This window comes from Prosthecobacter fusiformis (assembly GCF_004364345.1).
Classification (GTDB): Bacteria; Verrucomicrobiota; Verrucomicrobiia; order Verrucomicrobiales; family Verrucomicrobiaceae; genus Prosthecobacter; species Prosthecobacter fusiformis.
Window position 1 is genome coordinate 850062 of the sequence record NZ_SOCA01000002.1, and the last position, 23588, is coordinate 873649.

Here is a 23588-nt window from a genome sequence, read left to right on the forward strand (position 1 = left end):
TCTAGTTGGAGACGGTGAGCGGGATGCGGATCACCACGCCGCCCATGACATCACCTTCTTTGAAGTCGGTGCGAGGGGAGTCGTCGTGGTTGTTGTGGCACTTCACGCAGGCTGCGGCGATGGCGATGTCTGGATAGACGGCGGTGAAGTATTTTTTGCCGCCAAGGGTCTCCTCCGTGTAATAGTTCTGGCCCACGTTTTTGACGATGTGCGCCAGGCCTGTCTTTTCAGCATCGGTCTTGGGTGAGTTCTGCTTGTTGATGGGCCATTCGGAGAGCAGGGCATAGGTGAAGCCCTTTTTCTTCTCGGCCACCATTTCTGCGCCCATGCGGAACATCTGAGCGGGCAGCGGCAGGGCTTTGTCATCCTGCCAGTGTTCGCTGGCTTTGATCACCTTTTCTTCGTTTTGCAGGCGGTTGACGACGGCCCGTGTGTAAACGGTGCGGTCAGATTCCATCACTGCGTGCAAGCCGTCGGCCATTTGTTGTGGGGAGATACCGGCGGTGACAGCGGTTTCTGATTTGCCTCCGCAGGAGCTGAGAAGGCCGAGGATTGCTGCGAGTGCCGGGATGTGGAACGTGAATGATTTCATAAGTGTGGGTGGGATGAGGTCATTGTTTTTTGACGGATGATTTCCGGCGGCTGAGCACCATTTCGATGGATTCGATGTGGTGTTCTGGATGTCCGTCAAAATTGGAAGGGCCGAGTTTGGGATCGGCCAAAGAGTCCATGGTGAAGCCGAGACCGTGGCAGTTCATGCACACTCCCCTGGCCATCTTTTCCACCGGGCGCAGATTCATGCTCTGGTTATGCTGTACACTCACCGTGGTGAGGCCGCCCCTGGCATGAGTCTCCCGAGGCATGTGGCATGTGGCGCAGCTCACGCCGCTGCCTGCCGGGGCCTTGCCGCTGATCTCCGCCATCCAGAGCTGATAGTGGGAGGAATTCTTGTAGGCCAGGCTGTGATTGTCGGCATGGCATTGGAGGCAGGATTCTACCGCAGCGCGGCGGGTATCGCTGTCATGCGGGGTGTGGCAGGAGGTGCAAGTGAGGCTCAGGTGAGCGGATTTTTCCTGCATGGGCAGGCGGGCTTGGCCCGGTTGCATCGGGGGCAGCCCCTGGGCTACCCTCATGCCATGCAGCCCTGCGAGAAATCCTTCGTTCTCCTGCTTGTGGCAGTGGGTGCAGGAGTCCATGCCGGGGCTGTCCTGCCACGAATTCTTCGTACCATGGCAGGCCGTGCAGTTGACGGCGGAGGCGGCGTGAGCGGAGGCGGCCCATTCATTGAGGATCCTGGAGGCAGCGGGGCTGCTGACGGGCAGATGACCATCATGCTGGGCAGAGGAGAGGGCCACCGTGGCCGAGGCGGCAATGGAGGCATTTGGGGAAGGAGTGCGCTGCGGCAGGATGGCGTTTAGCAGCTGGGCGGGCCCGGAAGCATGCTTGGCCAGGAAGTCTTCGTACAGGGCGGTGTTGTCGTGATAGTTATGGCAGCCGACATTTGTGCAGGTGGTGAAGCTCAGGCCTTCGTGGGTGGGGCGCTCTTTGGCCACGTCGGCATGGCAATGAAGGCAATAGTCCATGGGCTGCGTCAGGCCCATTTGCGAGGTTGCTTCTGGGCGGTGTTCGATGTGGCAGGTGATGCACTTGTCCGCAGCGATGGTACTCAGGCGGTCCGCATTCCGGGGATCGGCAAACTTGGCCATGGAGTGGGAGTCTTTGGCGGCAGTGAGGGCACCGCCATGGCAGTCTAGGCAGGATTGCTCACGCACGGCACCCCAGGGCTCATGACAGGCCGAACACTTCATTTCGATCTGGTAGTGACCGTGCGTGGTGGGCCCCGGCAGGAAGACTGTGGAGGCTCCGTCATCCTCGCGGAAGCGGCCTGCCAGATAGCTGCTAAGCACAGCGGCGGAACCGATGCCAAGCACCCAGGGCAGTATGGAGGCGGACGTATTCAATAGCGGTAAACGGTGAGGATGTGAAACAGCACCAGCACCACGAGGGGCCAGGTGAGGAGGGCGTGTACGCATGTCCAGCCCATCTGCAGCCAGCGGGCGGAGACAGGGGGCAGGCGATGGGAGAGGGCGATGACCGCGCCTGAAAAAGCGCCTGTCAGCGCCAGGGTCAGCATGTTCAGCATGAGCACTTTATTCAGATTGAATCCCAGGCGGAAGCCGGTGTGGCTGACCAGGACCAGGAGTGAAAGCACCCCCAGAGCGGTGTGCAGGAAGCGCCACAGGCCGTAATCCCCCACACGCACCAGCGCACGCACCCGCTTCCGCAAGGGCAGCAGGAGGGCAAGAAGCACCAGGCCTAACAAAACATACCCAGTCAGCTGCTTCCAAAAACCATTGAGCCAGAGCTGGTCATAGCGGAAGGCCGCCACCGTCCGGCTCAGCGGAATGGGCGGCAGCAGGCTGTGAGCGGCTGTGAACAGGATGGCGATGAGGCAGGTCCACAGTAGCGGTCTGGCCAGGCGTGCAGCGGGTGAGACCGTGCTGCCACAGAGCTGGGCCAGCAAAGGGCGGCAGGAACCGCACACTGTGCCGGCCCCCGTTTCAGCGGAGAGAGCGGCGACCGTCTTGCACCCTGCTTCAAACGCACAGCTTAGACGGCCACGGGTGACACCTGTACATTGGCAGACAGCGGTGGTGGCCGGCCATTGGGTCACCTCTGTGGCGGCAGGTTTCCAAGGAGAGCCGGTTTTGACAAACCGGGTCTGCTCCCAGGAGCGCAAGCGCCGTCTTTGAAGCAAGGCCGTTTGAAGCCTTCCCACATCCTCAGTGCTGCCAAAAAGGCTGACCCCGGACACGCGGCCTTCATCCAGCAGGATCTGCTTCAGCATGCCCTGGCTTTTCCATACCAGGAGACTGCCTTCACCCCGAATGTCGCCGATGGTGACTACATCTGTGCCGGCGAGTTTTAGCCGGACAGGATATTCGCTGGGGATGAAGAGCGAATTGCGCCCGGCCAGCCTTTCTGCGAGCACGCGAGCCATGTCGAATCCAGGGGCTGCAAATCCATAGAAGACCCCGCGTGGCAAGGCACATTCGCCAATGGCAAAAATCGCGGGATCTGAGGATTCCAGTGCTTCATTCACCAGAATGCCGCCACGGGCACCAGTTTGCAGGCCGCAGGCCCGGGCCAGTTCATCGCGCGGCTCTACCCCGGCGGCCATGACGATCATGTCCACCGTGAGGCTGCGCTCATCCCGAAAATGCAATTGCAGAGCATTTCCTGTCTGTGTGATGGCCGTGGTGATGCAACCGGTGAGGACCTTCAGGCCGGTGCTTTTGACGCGATGCTCCAGCATTTGCGAAGCCTCCGCATGAAGCTGCCGACTCATCAGGCCGTGGGCGGCCTCCAGGACATGAGTCTGAACGCCCAGGTCCAGCAGGGCACGGGCTGCTTCCAGGCCTAACAACCCCCCGCCGAGAACTGCGGCGGTCTGCGCTGTGGCAGCCTTCTGCCGGATGGCTGCCAGGTCCGCCAGAGTGCGATAGACATAAACTCCGGGAAGCTCTGCGCCGGGCACCGGCAGGCGACGCGCCGAAGAGCCGGTGGCCAGGATTAAAAAATCGTATTCAAAAATGCGGCCCTGGCGAGTAGTGACCTGCTGATTTTTCCGGTCAATGTGGGCCACCGCATCTCCGAGGGCCAGCTCAATGCCATGCCCGGCATACCATGAAGGTGGGGCCAGTTGTAAATGGGCTTCTCCCTCGATGCCCAGGCCCTGGGTCAGGTGGATGCGGTCATAAGCCGGTACGGGTTCTTCTGCAAGGATGGTCAGATGAAAACCCGGAGGGGCCAGTTTGGTCCACTCCACACAAAAGCGGTGGCTGACCATGCCGTGGCCGATCATAACCAAACGGCGTCCTGATGCCGCAGCCCCGCCCGCCACTGCCTGGGATACAGGCAGCGCGGGAGCTTCAGCGGGCGGGGGTGTTTTCATCTGGCGTGGTTTTTGGTGGTGCGTGTCCGGACGGTAATGGAGGGGTTAGAAATCAATCTGCACCTGAACGTAGCCGAAGTGCGCATTGTCGTCGGCACCGGTATCGGAGAGGTAATCACCGGCGACGTAGAGGCTGTAACCGGCCTGAAAGGCTACATGGGGGTTCAGCTTGTAAATGGCGGTCAGGTCAAACTCCTGGCCACGGAAGCTGCTGGCATCGCGGGCTGCTGCATTCACGGGGCGCACAGCGGTGACGCCGTTCACACGACGCCAGGCGTCGTCGTTGCTGGCATTCCAATAGAGGTGGTAATCCATCATCACCTTCAGCTTGGGAGTGGGGGTGAAGCTGATGTTCAACTGCGGGTTGTGTAAGTTTACCCAGCCGGAGGTGTCCATGTATCCATAGAACAGGTGGTTGGTGGGATAGAGGTTCTGGAAGGTTTCAATATCGCCATCAGCGGGGTCTTGATCACCCGTGGCATAATTGTATTGGAGGCCGACACGCGGCTTCCAGGAATGCTTGAAGTTATACCCGATGCCCCAGTGACCGGCGAAAGCGGTGAGGTCACGGCCACTGACTTTGCCAGTCTGGAAGGCCATTTCAGTCTCATAATCCCAGCCGCCTAGTTTTTGAGGGTCTCCTTTCCACAAGGTGCCTAGGGTCAGAAAGCTGGTCTCACCCAGACGGGGGCCGAAGGTGCCGTTTCCATCGTCGCGCTTGTGCAAGACGTAGAAGTCAGTGGTGGTGTTTATGGGGATCCACTTGCTGCTGAGGTAGATGCCGCTGAAAAGCTCGTTGAGCTGTGTGTCATCATCCAGGAGGGTGGACTGGTTCCACTTGTGATCTCTGAACACAACGGGGCTGCCGCTGAAGAGGTCCAGGGACCAAGTGGGGGCTGCGTAGCGCAGTTTCAGTGCGTCAAAGGCCCGGGCACTGTTCAGCCACTCCAGGGGGCCAATCAAGCGCTGGTCTCCATAGGCGAGGAACTGGCGTCCGACGGTGGCGCTCATGCCTTTTTTCAAATCACCGGCCTGGATGTAGGCCTTCAGCACGTCAAAGGTGTCATCACCTTCCGCACCGAAGACGCCCATCTCATTCGGGCGGCTGCCTCCGATTTCGCGCAAATCCTGGCCCTGGACATAAAGTTTGAGCCAGGGGGTCATGCTGTAGCCAATGCCTAACCGGAAGCGTTGCAGGAGCCAGGAGGCGTCCTGTGGGCCGTTGACATCGCTGTTGAAGTCGAAGTTGTTTTCACGTATTTCAGCACGCATCTTTTCCTGGATGTCCACGGTTATTTTACCGTCGAACAGGGTGATGGGTGCGTAGCCCGGCGGGGGCAGGGGAGCGGGTGTCGCCGGTGGTAGGCTGGGGGTTCCGGCTTGGGCCATGGAGACCGTTGCCAAGAGGAGTGCTAACCTTTTCATTCAGTGTATATGGGAGTTGGATACGTTGTTTGTTCTCGGCTAAGCGGCGGCTGCAGGGAAAGGGAAGGCATGGGCGGCCATTTCGGCGGCCATGTCTGCGGAGGGTTGAAACTCCGGCTCACGGCTGGGGCGGATGTGTGAGCGGTCGTTAAGAAAGGTAATGAGGCGTGCGCGCAGCTCGTAGTAACGTGGGTCTTCCATGATCTCCTTGCGGTTGCGTGGACGCTCGAACGGGATGTTTAAAATGTCGCCCACTTCGGCTTCCGGGCCGTCTGTCATCATGACCACACGGTCAGAAAGGAAGATGGCCTCATCCACATCATGGGTGACCATCAGTGTGGTGATGCGGTTGCGCCTCCAGAGTTCTAGCAGCACTTCTTGAAGCTCATATTTGGTCAGTGAGTCAAGCATGCCAAAGGGCTCGTCCAGGAGGAGCATCATGGGTTGCAAGGCAAAGGCCCGGGCAATGCCCACACGCTGGCGCATCCCCTGGGAAAGCTCGCCGGGATACTTATGCATGGCTTCAACCAGTCCCACGATGCTGAGATAATACTCCGCCACTTGGCGGCGCTCAGCTTTGCTGGCGGTGAAATAGACTTGGTTCACACCGAGCATGACATTTTCAAAAGCAGTCATCCAGGGGAGCAAACAGGGGGACTGGAAAACAATGCCGCGATCAGGCCCTGGTCCGAGGGCCTCTTTGCCCGCTAGAATCATGTTTCCTTTGCTGGCATCACTCAGGCCTGCGACCATCATGAGAACTGTGCTTTTACCGCAGCCGCTATGGCCAATCAGAGTGGCGAATTCGCCTTCTTTCATCTTGAGGTTGAAGTTTTTAACGATCGTGGCCGGACCTTTCGGAGTATCGTAGATCTTCCACAGACGATCCAGCTCAAGCATTTTTGGATTCGGAATACTCATGCTGTCACCTCCACTTCTTCGTTCTTGATTTCGTTGCGGCGTTTCGGCCCTCGGCGGCTGAGAAACTCAAAGCTGTTGGCCTGGCCAAGGTCTTCCGGCAAAATGTCTGGAAGAACGAGCTTGCGGTTAGACTTCACTTTGTTTTTGCCTTTGGATTCCAGCAGTGTGGTGATGAGATGGGCACGTAGTTTTTTGAATTCAGGGTCGTGGTTAATGGCCTTGCGGTCACGTGGTCTGTCCAGGTTCACTGGGATGGATTCGCCTAAAGTTGCCGGTGATGTGGGCAGCAGCGGAATGACGCGATCAGCTACCAAGATGGCTTCATCGGGATCATTGGTAATCCAGACCACCGTGGTTTTGTTATTGAGCCAAATTTCGGCTATTTCATCCTGTAGCGTAGCACGTGTGAGGGCATCCAATGCGCTGAGGGGTTCATCCATCAGCAGCACCTTTGGATTCATGGCCAGAGTGCGTGCGACTGAGACACGTTGCCGCATCCCGCCAGAGAGTTCCTTTGGCAGCTTTTTGGCGGCGGATGTGAGTTTTACCATGCCAATGTATTTGGCCACATGCGCTGCCCGTTGATCCTTGGTCCAGTCTTTGAAAACTTCATCCACAGCGAGGGCGATGTTCTCTTCCACCGTGAGCCAGGGCAGCAGAGAATAGTTTTGGAAAACCAGCCCCCGGTCAGTTCCCGGTTCCGTGATGGGTCTGTCTTCCATCAATGCGACTCCGGTGTCTGGCTTAACCAACCCAGAGATGAGATTGATAAGGGTGGTCTTACCGGTTCCAGAATAACCAACAATGACGACAAACTCTCCTTCCTCGACAGCTAGATTGATGTCCTTCAGGACTTCACTGCGCTGGCCAGGAAGGCCAAACCCTTTTGAGGCGTTTTTGATTTCGATGAGCGGCATATCGAATGAATTTCTCCTGTTAAGCGGTTTTGAAACGGCCTTCGATCAGGCTCATGATCCGGTCCATAAAGTACCCCGTGAGGCCGATGGTAAGAATGCAGAGGATGATGTGCGCGTAGCTGCTGGAGTTATACTGCTGCCAGAGAAAACCACCGACACCAGGCCTACCCGTGAGCATTTCCACGGCGACAATGACGAGCCAGGCGATGCCCAGGCTGAGGCGGAAACCAGTGAACATGTAGGGTAATGTGGCTGGCACGAGCACCTTCCATAGAGTCTTAGCCTTCGAAAGTTTAAGCACTTTAGCGACATTCATGTAGTCCTGAGGAACTGCACGTACCCCCACGGCGGTATTCAACACGGTGGGCCACATGGCGCAGATGGCGATGGTGAAAAGAGCGGCAGCATCAGAGGCACCGAAAAAGGTCCGGCCCGCAGCATCCGTTAGCTTCACATTGCTAAAGAGCACCAGTCCCAAAGGATACCAAGCGAGCGGTGATACCGGACGCAGGACCTGGATGATCAGATCCAGCGCCATCATTGCCCTTTTAGATAATCCAAGAATGAACCCCAGAGGTGTGCCTAAAAGCAGTGCGATCAAGTAACCTTGAGCCACCAGTTTCAGGGACAGCCAGGTAAATCTCAGGATTCCCTGGTCCAGTTCGCCACGCTTGGCCAGCGGTTCAGTCACATACAGTTTGCTGGCAGTCCAAGTTTCTGACGGCGTCGGCAGGTCCTTGGAAATGCCTTCACGTTTAACATCTTCAATCATGTCTCCAAACCCATCATCTTTGGTATATTTGACGGATTTTCCGGCGATGGCATACCACAGGATTCCACATGCCAGGATGGCAATCATGGGCAGCAGAACGTGGTCAAATTTATAGCGTTGAAGCAGGTGCATGGCAGTGGCGGCGGCTTTGGGATAAAATCAGGCTTTCAGACTCTTGACCGCGAATCCTGCGGCGTAGGCCTCGAGGTCGGCTTTGGGATCAAAGGTTACTCCATCGAAAAGAGTCTCAGGCTTTTCGTCGAGACCGGCGTGCGTGTAGCCGATCTCCTTCATCGCTTCCTCATAGATGTCTGTGCGCATCACCTGTTTGGTCACGGCTTCATAGTCCGGTGCTCCGTCCGTGAACCCCCAGCGGCGTAATTGTGTGAGCCACCATTTCGCATATTTTGGCTGCGGGTAGTTACAGTTGCGATCACTGAAAATCATGTAATCGGGATCACGAAACTTACGGCCATCCCCCATGTCATATTTGCCCTGCAGACGAAGCAGCAGGCTCTGCGGTGGACAGTTGATGTAAGTGGCTGCGCTGACGATGTTCGCCTGCTCCTCTCGGTTTTCCATCTTATCCAGCCACACACTGGCTTCGTGCAGCGCTTTGAGCACAGCCTTCACCGTCTTTGGATTTTTATCTGCGAATTCTTCCGTAAAAGCGCAGACCTTTTCTGGGTGATCTTTCCAGATGGCCTGGGTATTGATGGCTGTGAATCCGATGTCTTCTGCAATGGCGCGGGCGTTCCAGGGTTCGCCAACACAAAAGCCGTCCATTTTACCAACCTTCATGTTAGCCACCATTTGGGGAGGTGGCACGGTGATGAGCGAGATGTCAGCACCGCCTCCCATGGCATCTCCAGGATGAATGCCGCCAGCCGCCAGATAGTAGCGCATCCACATGGCATGTGTACCCGGTGGGAAGGTCATGGCAAAGGTCATCGGCGTCCCTGCTGCCTTGGCCTCATCCGCAAAAGGTTTTAGGGCTTTGGGGTCGGCGGCCACTTTGCCTTTAAGGCTATTGGCGAGAGTGATGGCCTGACCGTTGCGATTGAGCAGCCAAGGGATGATCATTGGCTTTTTCGGTGCGCCACCCAGCCCCATGGTGCTGGCGATGGGCATGCCGATGAGCATGTGCGTGGCCTGGAGGTCATTGTTGCTGAGGGAGTCTCGAATAGCTGCCCAACTTGCCCCCTTGGTCACTGTAGATTTGATGCCATACTTTTTGAAAAGCCCCTTCTCATGAGCCAAGACGATGCTGGAGCAATCTGTCAGGGCGATGATACCAAAGTTAAGATCGGGCCGTTCTGGTGAATCATCCGCATAGGCACTGCCCACCCAGCCTTGAGGAAGGCCGGAGAGTAATGTGCCGAGACCAGCGGCCGTAGAGCGCTGCAAAAGGCTACGACGCGAGATAGGGGTGGGGAGGGGTTTCATGCTTGGGCAGGTTTAGCGTTTTGGGTGGATTTGCGCAGGGTTTTGACGGCGGTTTTAGGGGCAGGGGAAAGGAGTGAGTCCGAGGTCCAGCAGGCAGACATGGCCTCCGTAGCTTCGGCTCTTTGAGAGGGAAGAATCAGTCCATGGGTGATGAACTCTTCCAGTAGCCAGCGACCACGTTCGCTGGTGGGCACATTGGCTTCACGGCGATGAAAGATGTGAAAGTTAGCTGCATCCGCAGTCTTGCCAGTGCCCAGGTCAAAAGGACCCACGAGGGATCTGCGCATGATGGCCTCGCCATTGCTAAAGTAACTGCTTTCCGCGAGGATACGGGCCACTTCGGGACGGTTGTCCATCTCATCGCAAAAGGCGCAGGCTTCTTTTAGTGCGGCAGTGATGGCCTGGGCTTGGTCAAGGTGCTGCTCAATGAATGTCTCATTCATCAGCAGGACTTTCTCTGGATGATTCGGGGCGAGGTCCTCGCTGGTGGCGGCTACCCAGCCGATGCCTTTCTCGACAGCGACGGAGTTCCATGGCTCACCCACACAGTATCCATCAATCAGCCCGGCAGCCATATTGGCAGCCATTTGAGTGGGAGGCAGAGCGACAATGCGGACATCCTGATCGGGATTGATTTCCCCCCTGGCCAGCCAGCGGCGAAGAAGAAAATGGTGGGATGCATAGCGGGAGACCATGCCAAAAGTGAGGCGCCGGGAGGTGGTGCTGCGGATCAGTTTCTTCAGACTTGGAGCATCGCGGACGCCACGATTCCACAGGTCACGGCTGAGGGTGATGGCATCTCCATGCAGATTGAAGACGAATGGTGCCACCACCCTGCAAGGGGGCGTGCTCAGGCCCAGACGCATCGCAAGCGCCAGCCCGGCGATGGCGTGTGCGGCGTCCACCTGGCCATAGAGCAGCTTTTCCCGGATGGTGGCCCATCCGACTTCACAACTGAGTTCGACCTTTACTCCTTGTTTGCGAAACAGCTCTTTCTCTTTGGCCACCAGCAGGGGTGCGCAGTCCGCGAGCGGAATGAATCCGATGCGGACCGGCTGAATAACCCCGGTGAGGGCAGGGGGGGAGATGTTGGCTGACTTCGGCATGACAGCCATTCACATCAGCAGCGGAGATGCCAGCGTGCCAAACTCATCCAGAAACAACGCGCAATCTTTTTCACATGATGTATGAATCAAATTCATGGATCAACCGCTCGATACCCGGCAGCTTCGCGCCTTTATCTCCCTCGCTCGCAGTGGCAGCTTTACCCAGGCTGGTAGGGAGCTTCATCTCACCCAGTCAGCCATCAGCCACGGAATCAAAGCGCTGGAGAACGATCTGGCCTGCCAGCTTTTCCACCGGCAGGGCAAAAGCGTGCACCTGACACATCACGGCCGTGAACTGCTGCCGCATGCGGAAACCGTCATGCAGGCAATGAGCCAGGCGCGGGCATCCTTGGGCGCGCTGGACAAAACGCCTCGTGGCCGCCTAACCATCGGTTGTACACCAGCAGCGTCCCAGTTTATTTTGCCCACAGTATTTCGAGAGTTTAAGGAGAGCTTCCCCCAATATGAAATCCGGGTGCTTCCGGGTGAGACACCGCAGACGATCGAGCGGCTGTTGAACAATGAAGTGGACCTTGCAGTGACTCTCCGCCCCCCCGAGGTGACGCGCCTGGAATGTCATGGCATTTTTGAAGATGAGCTCGAATTTCTAGTTTCACCATTACACCCCTGGGCGACAAAGGCACCGAAGGTCAAGGATGCCACGCTGGAGACTTTCATTGTATCCAGCCGCAGCAGTCTAAACTTCACCATGATTCAGGAGTTCTTTTTGAAGCAAGGGGTGCGTTTGAATCACTTCATTGAACTGGGCAGCAGTGAGGCCATCAAAGAACTGGCCAAGCTAGGTCTGGGCATTGCCATTGCTGCACGCTGGATCGCGCGGACGGAGATAGCAGCGGGGCAACTCGTGCCGGTGCCATTGCCCAAAGCGAAATTAAGGAGACGCTGGGTAACTTCCTCTTTGAAAGGTAGGCCATTAAATTTGGCGGAGCGGACTTTTGTGGGCTTGTGTGAGGAAGTCGGACGCAGGATGAATTGAGTTCCGATGGATTTTCATTTATCACCCACATGATCACGAACTCGCCCTATCAATACTGCTCCCGCTGTGGAAGCGATGAGATGACGCCGGCGAGCGAACGTGAGTATGTCTGCGGTCAATGTGGCTACCAACATTTCATCACGCCCTTTCCTGCGGCGTGTGCACTGATCCTGGATGTGAATAAACGCCTCCTCGTCACTCGGCGGGCGCATGAGCCAGGCCTGGGTAAGTTAGGCCTTCCGGGGGGAGTGATCGAGCCAGGTGAAACGGGTGAAGAAGCGGCTGCGCGTGAGACCCGCGAGGAGGTAGGGCTGGATATCCCGCCATCCGCCTTCAGATATTTTGCGGCACTGCCCAATCTCTACCTATTTCAGGATTACCTGTGGCCTACCATTGATCTTTTTTATCTGGCTGAAGTCACGGACTTTGCCTCGTTAAAGGCCAGTCCTGATGAAGTATCCGAAATGACCACACCTAAGTTGGCTGAGGTGGCATTGGATGAATTCGCTTTTGAGTCGAATGCTGAGGCGGTCCGAAGGTTGCAGGAATACCACGTCTAAGCTTGAGCGTGAAAAAGCAAGTTGCCACTGCTGGGGGGATGGCTTAAAACCATGCGGTCTCAAGGAAAAGCGCTTGTAGCTCAACGGTTAGAGCAGGGGACTCATAATTCAAAATCAACGCTTTGCGTGGTTTTGCAGAGCTTTGCAACGAGACAAAAATTGTTCATTATCAGTGTTTTAGATTCCGATATTGTTTTCGCAGCTTTGCACAGGCTTACGGGAAAATTCCGACAGACCGTGAAATTCACTGTGAAATTTCACTGAAAATTTCTGGCTGACTGACCTGGAAGATTTCAGTTAATGCGGCATTTACATTGTGCCTGATGGATGTTCCCGTTTTAACGCAGCCGCACGCGCCGAGGAAATCATGCACCACAAACTGCTTGAGGATGGCAGATGTAGCGCCATTTTGATCCACCTAAACGCTCCTGTAGCTCAATGGTTAGAGCAGGGCACTCATAATGCCTTGGTTCTCGGTTCGAATCCGGGTGGGAGCACATATTTCCAGGTTAGAGTACCAGATTCTACTTGAAAATGAACGCTTTACAAAAGCCTGTAGAATACCGATGAAAAAGTTTCCTGCGGGTCAATTTGTTCAAAATTTTTTGCGTGGCTAAGCCTGGATTTGGGCCGCTTTTCAGCAGACCGCAGAAAACGACCGTGAATTTTCCCGGTCTGGAGCTGAACCCTGCAAGATGGTATGGACTCAGTTTGCAGCACAATGTTGAGACTGTAATAAGAGATTAGCGATTTAGGTGAATCCCGAAATTTGGGCCTGGAGCTATGTTATGAAATGATGGTGGTTGCAGTCAGCACGGCTTAATAATCGCCGTAAACTTTCCCCAAGGTTATGCCGCGTGGACTACAATGTTTGACGCCAAGCCGGGTCGAGTAAAGGTTCTGCTAGCGTTTAATCTGCCATTATGTCCGAGGCACAATATTGTAGACGGCAGCAAGCACTTGAAAGTTTAGAATCTTATTTCATAAGCAAACACATTAGCCGAGTAAGAATTCCATTTGTAAGATCAGGGCACTTAATTTGATGCCATGCATCTCATGGACCTGCCTATTGGTAAGCACAGTCTATATGAATATGTAGGGCGTGGAAATTATTGCGGACTGATCTATCATCATAAAAGATGTGCCAGTCTTTCTTATGACAAATTGCTGATTAAATAATGAAACCACCACTTAACGTTCAATGCAGCCAATTTTTGGTTAATTCCTTAGTTATAATACTTACTGTAATTTTACCAATGGCGAATGCTCAGAACATAACGGATTCATTCAATTATGTCGTCAATGCTTCTATAGGAAATTATTCGGGATGGAGTGTGTCTTCCGGCAATGCCCTGGTGGTAAATCAGTATGTACATTCAGCCTCCCGTTCGCTGCGTTTGGTCGGCGGCTTGCAGACTGAAGTTAGGCGTGAGCTAGGCGGGGCAAGCGGCGCTTCCGTTCTATATGTTGACTTATGGATTCGGCCCGTGGTTTACGACGGAACATTTGAGACGGCTATCCTGCTCGACGGTTCTCTTGTAGGATTCACGAAAGAGGGGGCGGAAGGAAGGATATGGTTTTGTCATGGTGAAACTCCAGAAGGAACCGCAAATTGGGTGGACTCTGGATATCGGTTCTGGATGAACCGTGACGGTTGCACCGCCAGTGATTGGCTACGGATTGGCATCCGCCAGGACAGCATAAACGAAAATTGGGATCTCTATGTGGATGGAAAAATGTTCGCGGGTAGTATCGCCTTCAAGAACAGAGGGGTTGAGTCCGGGTATTTGATTCTGATGGGCGGTGATTTACCAGCCGATGTTTATGTGGATGATCTGAAGATTTGGACTTCCAATCCTCTGTTTGCTGATGCCGATCTCGACGGGATGGATGATGCCTTTGAAACGAATCACTCATTTAACACGATGACGAATGATCGCGAAAATGACAGTGCCGAACCTGGAGTTTCCCGAATTCAGTATTACCTGAACGAGACGCACAATTGGTTTGTCGGTCAATGGGCGGCAACGACAGCCGACACTGACATGGACGGCATGCCAGACCAATGGGAGTTGTTCTTCGGACTGGATCCAAATGACATCACGGATGGTGACCGTGATTCAGATGGGGATGGTGTTTCGAATGCGAAGGAATATCATCTAGGCACATCACCCGTGGGAAACTTCGTGGTCAAAGATGTTGGGGAAATTATGAGCACCCATGGCACTAATGGGAGGATGTTCCAGCCGTATGGGATAAATAATGCAGGAGATATTATTGGTTATTATCCCGAATCATCTTCAACACGCCGTTACGTTGTTCTACATCCGTCTGGAAGCATTCATGTAGTCTTTACCACCACGGAGAACTCAGTGCCTCGATCCTTGCTGGCGATCAACGACTTGGGGTTGGTCGTTGGACACTACAAACCGCTTACTCCGGATAATGCATCCTTATTTTGGTGGAATGGAAATGGTCTTCAATCTGCTGGGCTGCCGGAGACTGGCACTCAAATAACAAGTTCTCCGCTGGGTATAAGCATAGACCTTGAGGCAGGTGACATGGACCCTGGCTATTACACGTGGAATGAAGGCTCGTCTGTCTTCAACGACATCAGCAATGAATTTGAATCGACGTTTACACTCGATGGCCCGGGTGAAGGTTTGCTAGTAGATTCCGACACACACTATGATATCGATCTTGTTGAGACTAAGACACTCTCGTTTAACTCATCCTTTATCGGCCTCAGCAACCTTGGTAAGGTAGTGGGCGCTTATACATCAAACTTTGCCCACTATTTTGATGTAGAACCACCCTTCGGCGGATTTGAGATGTATATAAGTGCGGAGCGACGAACATCTAGCGGTTTCTATGGTCTCCAACTGCCGGTTGGTGGGAATGCATTGACATATTCTCAGTTTCCTCAAAACGTTTGGTCTGGAACTGAGTACCGTCCACTGGAGGTGAACTGTGCAGGGGAAATCCTTGGCACTATGAAAGTATATGAGGACGGTAACGCACCGTTCTCCCCGTCAGGTGCCTACGTGGAAACATTCGATGGTATGAAGACCATTTTGGAGCATCCAAATGGCCTGCCACTAACACCACTCAAACTAAATCGCTTCGGCCACGCACTTCTCAAGGTTACAGGTTCGTCGCCTCCCGAGTATGGACTGGCCAAGGGGCAGGAATGGGTTCCATTAAGCTACTCGCTGCCGAGTGGGGCAAGTTTTGTTCCAAAGGGAATTGATGACAGCGACGTTGTTGTCGGTCATGTGAATGCATCTGGGTTTGGGCCAGCGCTACTATCGGACAAGGGTTTGATGCGGTTGGCTAATGCAGCGCCTGAAGGCGGCGGCTGGAGGTTTAATCAAGCTACGATAGTAGCCGTTAGCGATTCAGGGCTCATTCTTGGCACCGCCCCAATGCTTGGCCACAGTGGTCCACAACGCTGCTTCGTTATGTGGCGGTTCGATGACCAAGATGGAGATGGGCTGCCGGATGATTGGGAGCGCCAAATCGTGGCGGCGGATACTAGCGGCTTTTTAGTCAGCATCTGGGATGTGCAGCCCGGCGATGACCAGGATGCAGATGGGCTGAACAATCGGGATGAACACCGGAATGGCACAGACCCAACAGAAAGTGACGGAACTCTTTTTGAGCAGGTGGGTCTGACAGTTTTTACCCTGCTTGAATGAATCGCCACCAGCCTTCCTCCCACCAAATGATCAAATTTCGAGAGTTGAAGGAGCTTTCTCCTTCCAAAGCAAAACATTGCTTAGAGTGGTTTTGTTACCTCTTCGCTGCTGCAAGTCTGCTGCTGGCACCCTGCATTGTCGTGGCGGAGCATCCCCATACAGAAGGCGCTTTCCTGGTTACTCCGGTCGTCTCACCGGCAACCTATCTTATCCGCTTTCCCGATGAGATTCTGCATGTCTGGCCCTCCCCATTGAAGCCTTCAGGCCCCGGGCGAGTGAACGAAAACGGGGAGCTTTTGAGAGTCGTGAGAGATCATCTGCCACCGTCCTTTCGCCTAGGCGGCGGAACTGGCGGCCGGATCACAAAAACTTCCTGGGATGGCAAGGAAGTCTGGAGTTACACCATGGCCACTCCCACGTTGCTGATTCATCATGATGCACTGCAACTGCCCAATGGGAATGTGCTCGCACTGGTTTGGCAGCGGCACTCTCCAGAAGAGGCTACGGCCAAGGGACGAGACCCAAATAAAGTCGGCAAGGCGGGTATCTGGAGCGATTCAATCTGGGAACTACAACCCCTGCAGCCCAGGGGGGCGCACGTGGTCTGGGAATGGAACGCCTGGGACCATATCCAAACAGTATTTTCTAGCGATGAGACGCGGGACACGCAATCCCAGAATCCCGATGAATACATAGATATCAAAGGGGGGTGGGATAAGAGACCTGCATGGGCGGGGGTGACACGGATGGAATACTCGGATAGCCTGGATCAAGTACTTCTGGTCGCAAAAGGTTTTGGCGCAATCTGGATTATCGACCATGGGACCACCACTACTGAGGCAGCGTCAGGCACGGGCGGAAAAGCAGGCAAAGGAGGCAGACTGCTCTATCAGTGGTCAGGAAGTCCGCCAGACCACGACGCACAAGCAACCAGCTTTATCATTGATGCGGAATGGTCAAAAGGTATCGGATCAAAAGATGCTTCCATTGAAGTTCTTCGTGGTACCTGTCGAAACGGATCTGTCAGCTATACGGTCGAGGAGTGGCAACTCCCAAGGCTAACGGGAGGAAGCGGTTATTTGCTGACTACAGCGGGGCGGTATGAGTCGCCCTCTCTTTTGAACAGCAGACCGCTGACGATGCCTGAGTTGTCGCACCATGAGTTAAGCCGACCAACGGCCCTAAGTAATGGTGTTGTTACTTTTGGAGCGGCGGGCGTTATCCGAAGTTTAAACCCAGCGGGCATGAGCCTCATGGAATACAAGAACGGGAAAGGGGTGACCTCAACCCGTATCTCTAAAACGCCAGTTGATCCAAGCCTCTGCTGTGGGGGGAGTCAGACCGGAAAAGAAGATAGCTTCTCAGTTCCCACTCAGGAAACTTTTGAGTTAAAAACTGCCCCGGTCATGAAGAGCAGACGGGTCAACCTTCAAAAGTCATTGCTCAATCATGAGAAGTTGCAGCTGGATACTACCGGCAAGACCCTTCAACCCATCCAATAACTTGGCAACTATGACCCTGCATCAAACGATACTGAAATGGCGAACAACTGGTAAACGTCCGCCTCCATCTTTCGCCTCTGCACTGATATGTTTCGTAATTTTGCTGTTTTGGCCTATATCAGGCAAGACACAGTCTTGCGCACCCTGCAATTCAGGCGGTGTTACCGTCACTGCACGCGTTTACGTAGGTGACTCAGCCTCGATAGTCGTGCACATAGGGGCGAAGTCTTATCCCTTTACCGGTCCGGGTGAGTATCATCCAGAGGTCGTAATTCCAGATGCCATAGGGGGCCGTGTTGAAGTCTCCATGGACTTTTCCGTTGACGAATCTGGCAGTGATCCGGTACCCCTGACCTCGGCATACTTTTCCGCTGAAACCTGCGATCTTGTGGGGGTGATAGGGGCCGCTAGTTATTACGAGGATGGTGGGTGCTCCATAGAATATGACGAGTACGGGGAGCCTTATGAATACTGTGGTGGAGGTGGCGATATTTATTATACGGGATCAACCAGCGTTACAGGGGCGCTCAAGGCGAAACTAGATTCATCTTTGGTCAAGAAAGGCCAAGCGTCCCCTCCCAGCTATCTCCCCACCGCAGGAGGGGGGGGAAGCACTACCGATTATGCGCAAATGCCGACTGTGTTGAGCCAATCCTATGGGCTAGGCACCCAGACCATGCTAAACGGGACTAAGGTGGCCCTCGGCACATTGATATTCGAGAAGGCGCTCGACGCCATCACCGCCCCTTCCATTAGCGACATCAAGATCGTCCCATATCTGGCCACCATCGGGCCGTTCAGCGGTCCGGTGGAGTATGTCAGGACTCCAGGCGGCACAGGGCCGGTCCTGCAGTACAAGACAGAAAATTTGCTCGCGGATCTGACAACTTTAACCAACGGGGTGCAAATCCGTTTCTATGATTTGAGTGTCGTCAGCCAAACAAAAAACAGTACCACTCACCGTTATACCACCTCGGGTGATCCGTTCGCAGCACATATCATCACCAAGGTCACGGTTGGTGGTGAAACAGGCATCCAGATTAGTTCAACCGAGAATGGCGTCACCAAGACTCATCAAAGCTTTGCCACTCCCAATGTGGATGGCAGTGGCGCACGTGTGACGATTGATGGCGATATGAAAACCGAGATCCTGGATGTGCGCCCTAATGGTGCTGCGGGTGAGCGAATCATCAGCACCACGGTGACACGCCTGCTTCCCGGTGGCGGCAGCGTGCCTGTGTCCGTGTCCGAGAATCACTATGAACTGGTTTCTTGGGGGCAGGCTCTAGTTAGCAGTGTCAGCGATCCTGCTGGAGCTAATCTGGAGACTCAGTACTTTTATAATGCAAGCGGTTTGCTCACCTCCGAGATTTATCCAGATGGTTCGTGGACGTCCTTTGTTCGAGACGGGAATGGAGAGGTGACTTCCACCTATCGTCCATGGCTTGATGGTCCGGCCAATCCTGCCGCAGCGGCAGCTGGCAATTCAGCACGGACCTCATACAGCATCTCCACGCAAACAGATACTATGGGTTATACCATTTCAGTAACCAAGACGACGATTCAATCCGTTTTGGGAACTCAGGTTTCAAAATCTGTTGAGATCGAAAGCAGGGGGGTGGATCCCTTGGGAAGCGGAAGCGTCTTTATTGTGGAAAGTCAGAGTTTTCACGGCACATCCTCAACCCCAAGCGAGGAAAGCACCTCAGTCCATGAGGCGGTTTGGGACTATGATTTGCAGGAACACGTCCGAGGTCGGCTCCTGCATACCATTTCCCCGACAGGCATTGTGACGACGTACACCGAGGGGGAAAATGGTCTCACCTCACGGCAGACTGGCACGTTGGCCAGTCCCGAAGGCGTCAATGGGAAGTCGATTCTAGAAGAGACGATCACGGGAGAGTTCGGTGTTACCAACCAGACTACGAAGATCTATTCTGGTAGCAGCTATCAAACCATTTCAGTCAGGGAGACGGCATACACAGCACCAACAGGCTATCCCATCACGGAGACATTCGACGGGCATACCATCCGCACTCTTAGCCGACCTGACGAAACGACCACAATCGAAGTCGATGCTGAAGGAATCACGACGACCCGGGTTGAAGATGGCAATGGCAATCTCATTGAGGTTAGCCGAAATGGCGTGACCACAAACTACACCTGGAGCAGCACGTTGGCAGGACTCCCGAAGCAGACCACCTCCAAGACCGCAGGCCTCCTTACAATCACTTCGTATCAAGTGACCGATCTTGCAGGCAGGCTGCTGGAGAGCTGTGATGAGAATGGCGTGGTGACTACTTACGCGTATTCGTCAGGCGGCAGGGTGATCACTGAATACAGTCCCGGGACGGGTGGGGAAAGGCGTGAGCGAACAACGACGACGTATCTTGACGGCCAGCTAAAGAGCATCACCGGTTCAGCAGTGGTTGATCAGTTCCATAACTATGAGGTCGTCAGCGGTACAGACCCAATTCTGTCGAAGACCATCTTGGAAACAGCTTATTTTGGCGACGGCTACACACTTCAGACCGGAAACCGATCACCGCGCTGGCAGAAAACTTACACCGATGGGCTGGGGCGCAAACTTCTCGAAGAACGCCCCGGTCCCGCCAGTTCGACATTGGCGGCCGCTTACCACTACAATGAGGCCGGGCAACTCATTAAAATGACCCAAACTGCCATGGCGGACATGCTCTACAGCTACGATCCCGATACGGGAGAGCAGATCATGAGTGGCTATGATCTGGATGGCTCGGGGGTTTTGGAGCTAGCTTCCAACGAACCGGTCAGCAAGACCACCCGCTATTACGAACAGGCGGCGGGCGAGTGGTGGGAAATCACCGAGCAATCCAGGCTTACCAACGACGCCAGCGCCACGGAAGGTGCATTGACAAAGCGGCGGCGAAAATTTGGTGTGGGTTTGAATTCTGTGGTGGAAACCACACTGCCGGACGGCACGGTGCTGACGGAAACAACGGCCATTAACTCTCTGAATCACACGCGGACGGTGACTGCCACATCCAACCGCAGCAGCCTCTCTGGAGTTCAGACATGGATCAATGGACTGCTCACCTCTTCAAGCAGATTGGGCAGCATCGGTTCCGTAACTTATGGTTATGATGATCTTGAGCGTCAGACCAGTGTCACCCCCACCGGACAGACTGCCACCACCACTCAGTTTGTGACAGGTACGCACCTGCCGGAAATCGTGAGCGGCCCCGGCGGCAGCTTTGTCTATTCATATTATGGCACGAGCTCGCCCTGGGTTGGTCAGGTCCAGACTGTCACGGACGGCGAACTCGCCGTCACCAACATCGCCTACACGGATCGCGGGGATACGGCGGCTGTCTGGGGCACCGCGACTCATCCGGTCCGTTATGAATACAACGCCTTTGGTGAAAAGTGGAAGATGCACACTTTCCGTACCGACCCGGCCAATGACACACCCATCACCGCCGGAGATGTCACAGAATGGGTGTACGAGGCCGCCTCCGGACTGCTAGAAGAGAAGCGGGATGCCGCAAATGCCTCCGTCATCTATACACATGACTTTGGCGTGACCGGCCGTGTTGTGCAGCGCGCCTGGGCAAGGGGTGGAATTACCACCAGCAGCTACGACCTGGCGGGCCGGTTGACCTCTGTAAATTACAACGATGGGGTTACACCCAATGTCAGCTACCAGTATCTGCGAGATGGCACCTTGAACCAGATGACGGACGCGGCCGGCATCCACAGCTACGCTTACGAAGGGCCGGCACGCCAGGAAGTCACCGAAACGATTTCGGGCAGCGGCCTGCTCAGCGGTTACGTGATGGAGAGCGCCTCTGGACATGCAGGCACGAACGGATATGTTGAGGCCCGCCGGGGAGCCCAGGTTATTTATCATTCCACCCGTATGCATGCTGCTGACACAGGCCTCCTCCAGAGCACCACAGGTGTCGGCGGTGCCTGGACTTACAGCTACGATTCAGGCAGTGGAACCATCAGCGAAATCGGTTTTACCATGACGGGGGGCACTCCGCATGTGGCGGTGCATGAACGTGACACCTTCGGCAGGGTCGCCACTATCCGCTATCAGCACGGCGATGCCACGGACGCCTGGAGTTCGCATGGCATTCTTGGCTGGTCCTACAGCTATCACGCGAACTCGCCGCAGCGTCGTGAGAAAACATTGCCTTATCGCCTGGCAGGCGGCTCCCCTCTCCCGGCCAGTCCGCCCAGTTGGAGCCATGCCTACAACTCACGGGGCGAAGTCGCCAGCGCCTCCCGTGGCGATGCCGAAGGAGATCCCATCAGCGGACAGGCCTGGGGCTATGCTTATGACGCCATTGGCAACCGGTTGACGAGCACTCAATCCGGTCACTCCACAGGTTATTCGGCCAATGAACGCAACCAGTACAGCAGCATCGCCTACCCTGACAGCGTCGAGATCAGCGGCCTGACAACGCAGGGTGTCACACGTGTGGCGGTCAATGGCCAGCCCGCTACCGGCCGACCGCCTGAGAATGGCGAGCCGGATGGGTTTTCCCAATGGCTCAGTGTGCCCAATGCCCAGCAGCCGAAGTGGCTCACCGTGAAGGTGGAGGCGAGCCGCCCGGGCGAGCCACCTGAAAATGCGCCCTTGGAAATGCTGCGCCAGGGGAAACTCTGGGTGCCCTCGTCTCAGACAAGTCCTGCTTATGATGCGGATGGAAACCTGCTCTTCGACGGGCGCTGGCGCTACACCTGGGATCTGGAGAACCGCCTAGTCGCTGTCGAGACAGATCAGGCCGTGGCATTGCTGCCCAATGCCCCGGCGCGGATGCGCCTGGAGTTTGCCTATGACGGCAATGGCCGCCGGGTGAGCAAGGTGGTGAAGCGCTGGCAAACCGGCGCAGAACAGTGGCTGACGGTGGGTTGGTGGAAGTTTCTCCATGAGGGATGGAACTTGGTGGCAGAACTGGATGCTCTGCGCGGAGAAGCCGTGGAGCGTGCCTATATCTGGGGCAAAGATCTTAGTGGCACGATGAGTGGCGCTGGAGGTGTAGGGGGGCTGCTCGGTTTGTATGACGGTCGCACAGGCAAAGTGTACAGCGTATGCATTGAGGTCAATGGCAACGTCATGGGATTGATCGACAGTACCACCGGAGATCTTGCCGCCCGCTATGATTACAACGCCTTCGGCAAAAAAATCACCGCCGTCGGCCCCGCCGCAGCCGTCTGCCCCATGGGTTTCAGCACAAAGTATAAGGATGTTGAAACGGGACTTGTGTACTACGGCTACAGGTATTACGCGCCTGAGATGGGCAGGTGGATCAGCAGGGATCCGATTGAGGAGAACGGCGGCATCAACCTGTATGGGATGTGTGGGAATGATCCGGTGAATGGGGTGGATGTGCTGGGGTTGAACATGTGGCAGTTGAATGTTGTTGGTTCAAACCCTGCTCGTGACCGTACTACGGGTAGTTCAGGTGCGCCTGTAAGCGGTCAACATGTTGCAGCTATGGCGGCAGCGACTGAGTTTTTCCCAATGTGGAGTGCTCAGGATGGCTCCGAGATTAACGCACCAAAGTATCTATTGGATGGAGATCCAAGTCAGGATGAAGCTTGGGTTCTGCTTGTCGCAAAAACTAGCCGTGGACGTTACAGGCACGGGCCTGGTTTTCCCCCTCCGAATGGCCTCAGATTTGGCGAGAGCCGAAACCCTTGGAGCGATCGAAATTCAGACCAGAATTGGCCCGCCTATCTTCGTAACAATGTTAAAATAAAGATGAAAGATGGTGGCGAGATTGTTGTCGAACAAAATCCTGGTGAGGTCTGGAATGTTCCGAGCGAAGGAGCTGCAAATGGCTTAGGTTCCGCTCTCGCCGCGCAGATTACATATACTCAAAAGCGAATCGAAGGTGGATGGGAGTTGGAACTCACATACTCTGTTTCAGGCGGGTGGAGCAGTGAAGGAGTTGTCAACCACAACGGTTCTGGATTCTTCCCACCATCAGAAAGTGGGTCGCCTGGATTGGAACAGTTTATAGTTGGGGGCGGACGGGTGAATGACGACATGAGACATCATCCGCGTTCAAGGCCGCGGGACCCTCAAACCGGGCAAGGCGCCCCTATCCGGGTTAAGTTAAAAATTCGGTCCTACTGTGGGCCGAAGAAACCAGCCAACTAGTTCTTGCATGAAAAGCCGGATTATTGTCTATTTTTTTGTCGGGGCGTTCCTTGTATGCTGCGGTTGGTTTGCCGCCCGATGGTCCGCTATATCTGTACTAGACGCAGAAACTGCTGCGGGCCTCAATGTGAAATG

Annotated in this window: 14 protein-coding genes and 1 tRNA gene; 6 read left to right on the top strand and 9 right to left on the bottom strand. The window is 55.0% G+C overall.

Annotation, left to right across the window (positions count from 1 at the left end):
• Nucleotide 1 precedes the first annotated feature (1 nt).
• The 9 genes from EI77_RS09320 to EI77_RS09360 form a co-directional block, all read right to left on the bottom strand.
• The gene (locus EI77_RS09320) at nt 2-592 is read right to left on the bottom strand and encodes a Tll0287-like domain-containing protein (protein WP_133794966.1); all 591 of its coding nucleotides are present in this window, start codon (nt 590-592) and stop codon (nt 2-4) included.
• A 19-nt stretch (nt 593-611) separates the two neighbouring features.
• A complete protein-coding gene (locus tag EI77_RS09325) occupies nt 612-1961 on the bottom strand; it encodes a cytochrome c3 family protein (RefSeq protein WP_208300308.1) in 1350 nt (449 codons plus the stop codon).
• Complete coding sequence (locus EI77_RS09330; protein WP_133794970.1) at nt 1958-3955, bottom strand: FAD-dependent oxidoreductase; 1998 nt, start codon at nt 3953-3955, stop codon at nt 1958-1960. Before EI77_RS09330 ends, EI77_RS09325 begins: the two co-directional genes overlap by 4 nt.
• Before the next feature lie 45 nt (nt 3956-4000).
• Complete coding sequence (locus EI77_RS09335; protein WP_166647148.1) at nt 4001-5344, bottom strand: alginate export family protein; 1344 nt, start codon at nt 5342-5344, stop codon at nt 4001-4003.
• 75 nt (nt 5345-5419) lie between these two features.
• Nucleotides 5420-6301, bottom strand: a complete 882-nt coding sequence (locus tag EI77_RS09340; RefSeq protein ID WP_208300309.1) for an ABC transporter ATP-binding protein — start codon at nt 6299-6301, stop codon at nt 5420-5422.
• On the bottom strand, nt 6298-7218 hold the full coding sequence (locus EI77_RS09345; protein ID WP_133794974.1) for an ABC transporter ATP-binding protein: 921 nt from the start codon (nt 7216-7218) through the stop codon (nt 6298-6300). The genes EI77_RS09340 and EI77_RS09345 overlap by 4 nt, the downstream gene beginning before the upstream one ends.
• A 19-nt stretch (nt 7219-7237) precedes the next feature.
• The gene (locus EI77_RS09350) at nt 7238-8122 is read right to left on the bottom strand and encodes an ABC transporter permease (protein WP_208300310.1); all 885 of its coding nucleotides are present in this window, start codon (nt 8120-8122) and stop codon (nt 7238-7240) included.
• Between the two features lie 27 nt (nt 8123-8149).
• Nucleotides 8150-9436 carry a CmpA/NrtA family ABC transporter substrate-binding protein gene (locus EI77_RS09355; RefSeq protein WP_133794976.1) on the bottom strand — a complete coding sequence of 429 codons (1287 nt, stop codon included), beginning with the start codon at nt 9434-9436 and terminating at the stop codon, nt 8150-8152.
• Complete coding sequence (locus tag EI77_RS09360) at nt 9433-10542, bottom strand: CmpA/NrtA family ABC transporter substrate-binding protein (RefSeq protein WP_166647149.1); 1110 nt, start codon at nt 10540-10542, stop codon at nt 9433-9435. The genes EI77_RS09355 and EI77_RS09360 overlap by 4 nt, the downstream gene beginning before the upstream one ends.
• A 94-nt stretch (nt 10543-10636) precedes the next feature.
• On the opposite strand from EI77_RS09360, the gene EI77_RS09365 reads away from it, so the two are divergent.
• The 6 genes from EI77_RS09365 to EI77_RS09390 all read left to right on the top strand — a co-directional run bounded on the left by EI77_RS09365 (nt 10637) and on the right by EI77_RS09390 (nt 23453).
• Nucleotides 10637-11539 (top strand): LysR family transcriptional regulator, encoded by a 903-nt coding sequence (locus EI77_RS09365; protein WP_133794979.1) that lies wholly within the window; start codon nt 10637-10639, stop codon nt 11537-11539.
• A gap of 29 nt (nt 11540-11568) precedes the next feature.
• Complete coding sequence (locus EI77_RS09370) at nt 11569-12099, top strand: NUDIX domain-containing protein (protein WP_133794981.1); 531 nt, start codon at nt 11569-11571, stop codon at nt 12097-12099.
• Between the two features lie 424 nt (nt 12100-12523).
• Nucleotides 12524-12596, top strand: a tRNA-Ile gene (locus EI77_RS09375).
• A 681-nt stretch (nt 12597-13277) separates the two neighbouring features.
• Nucleotides 13278-15797 (top strand): hypothetical protein, encoded by a 2520-nt coding sequence (locus EI77_RS09380; RefSeq protein WP_133794983.1) that lies wholly within the window; start codon nt 13278-13280, stop codon nt 15795-15797.
• 26 nt (nt 15798-15823) lie between these two features.
• A complete protein-coding gene (locus EI77_RS09385) occupies nt 15824-17299 on the top strand; it encodes an aryl-sulfate sulfotransferase (protein ID WP_166647150.1) in 1476 nt (491 codons plus the stop codon).
• Between the two features lie 307 nt (nt 17300-17606).
• On the top strand, nt 17607-23453 hold the full coding sequence (locus tag EI77_RS09390) for an RHS repeat-associated core domain-containing protein (protein WP_166647151.1): 5847 nt from the start codon (nt 17607-17609) through the stop codon (nt 23451-23453).
• Nucleotides 23454-23588: the final 135 nt, after the last annotated feature.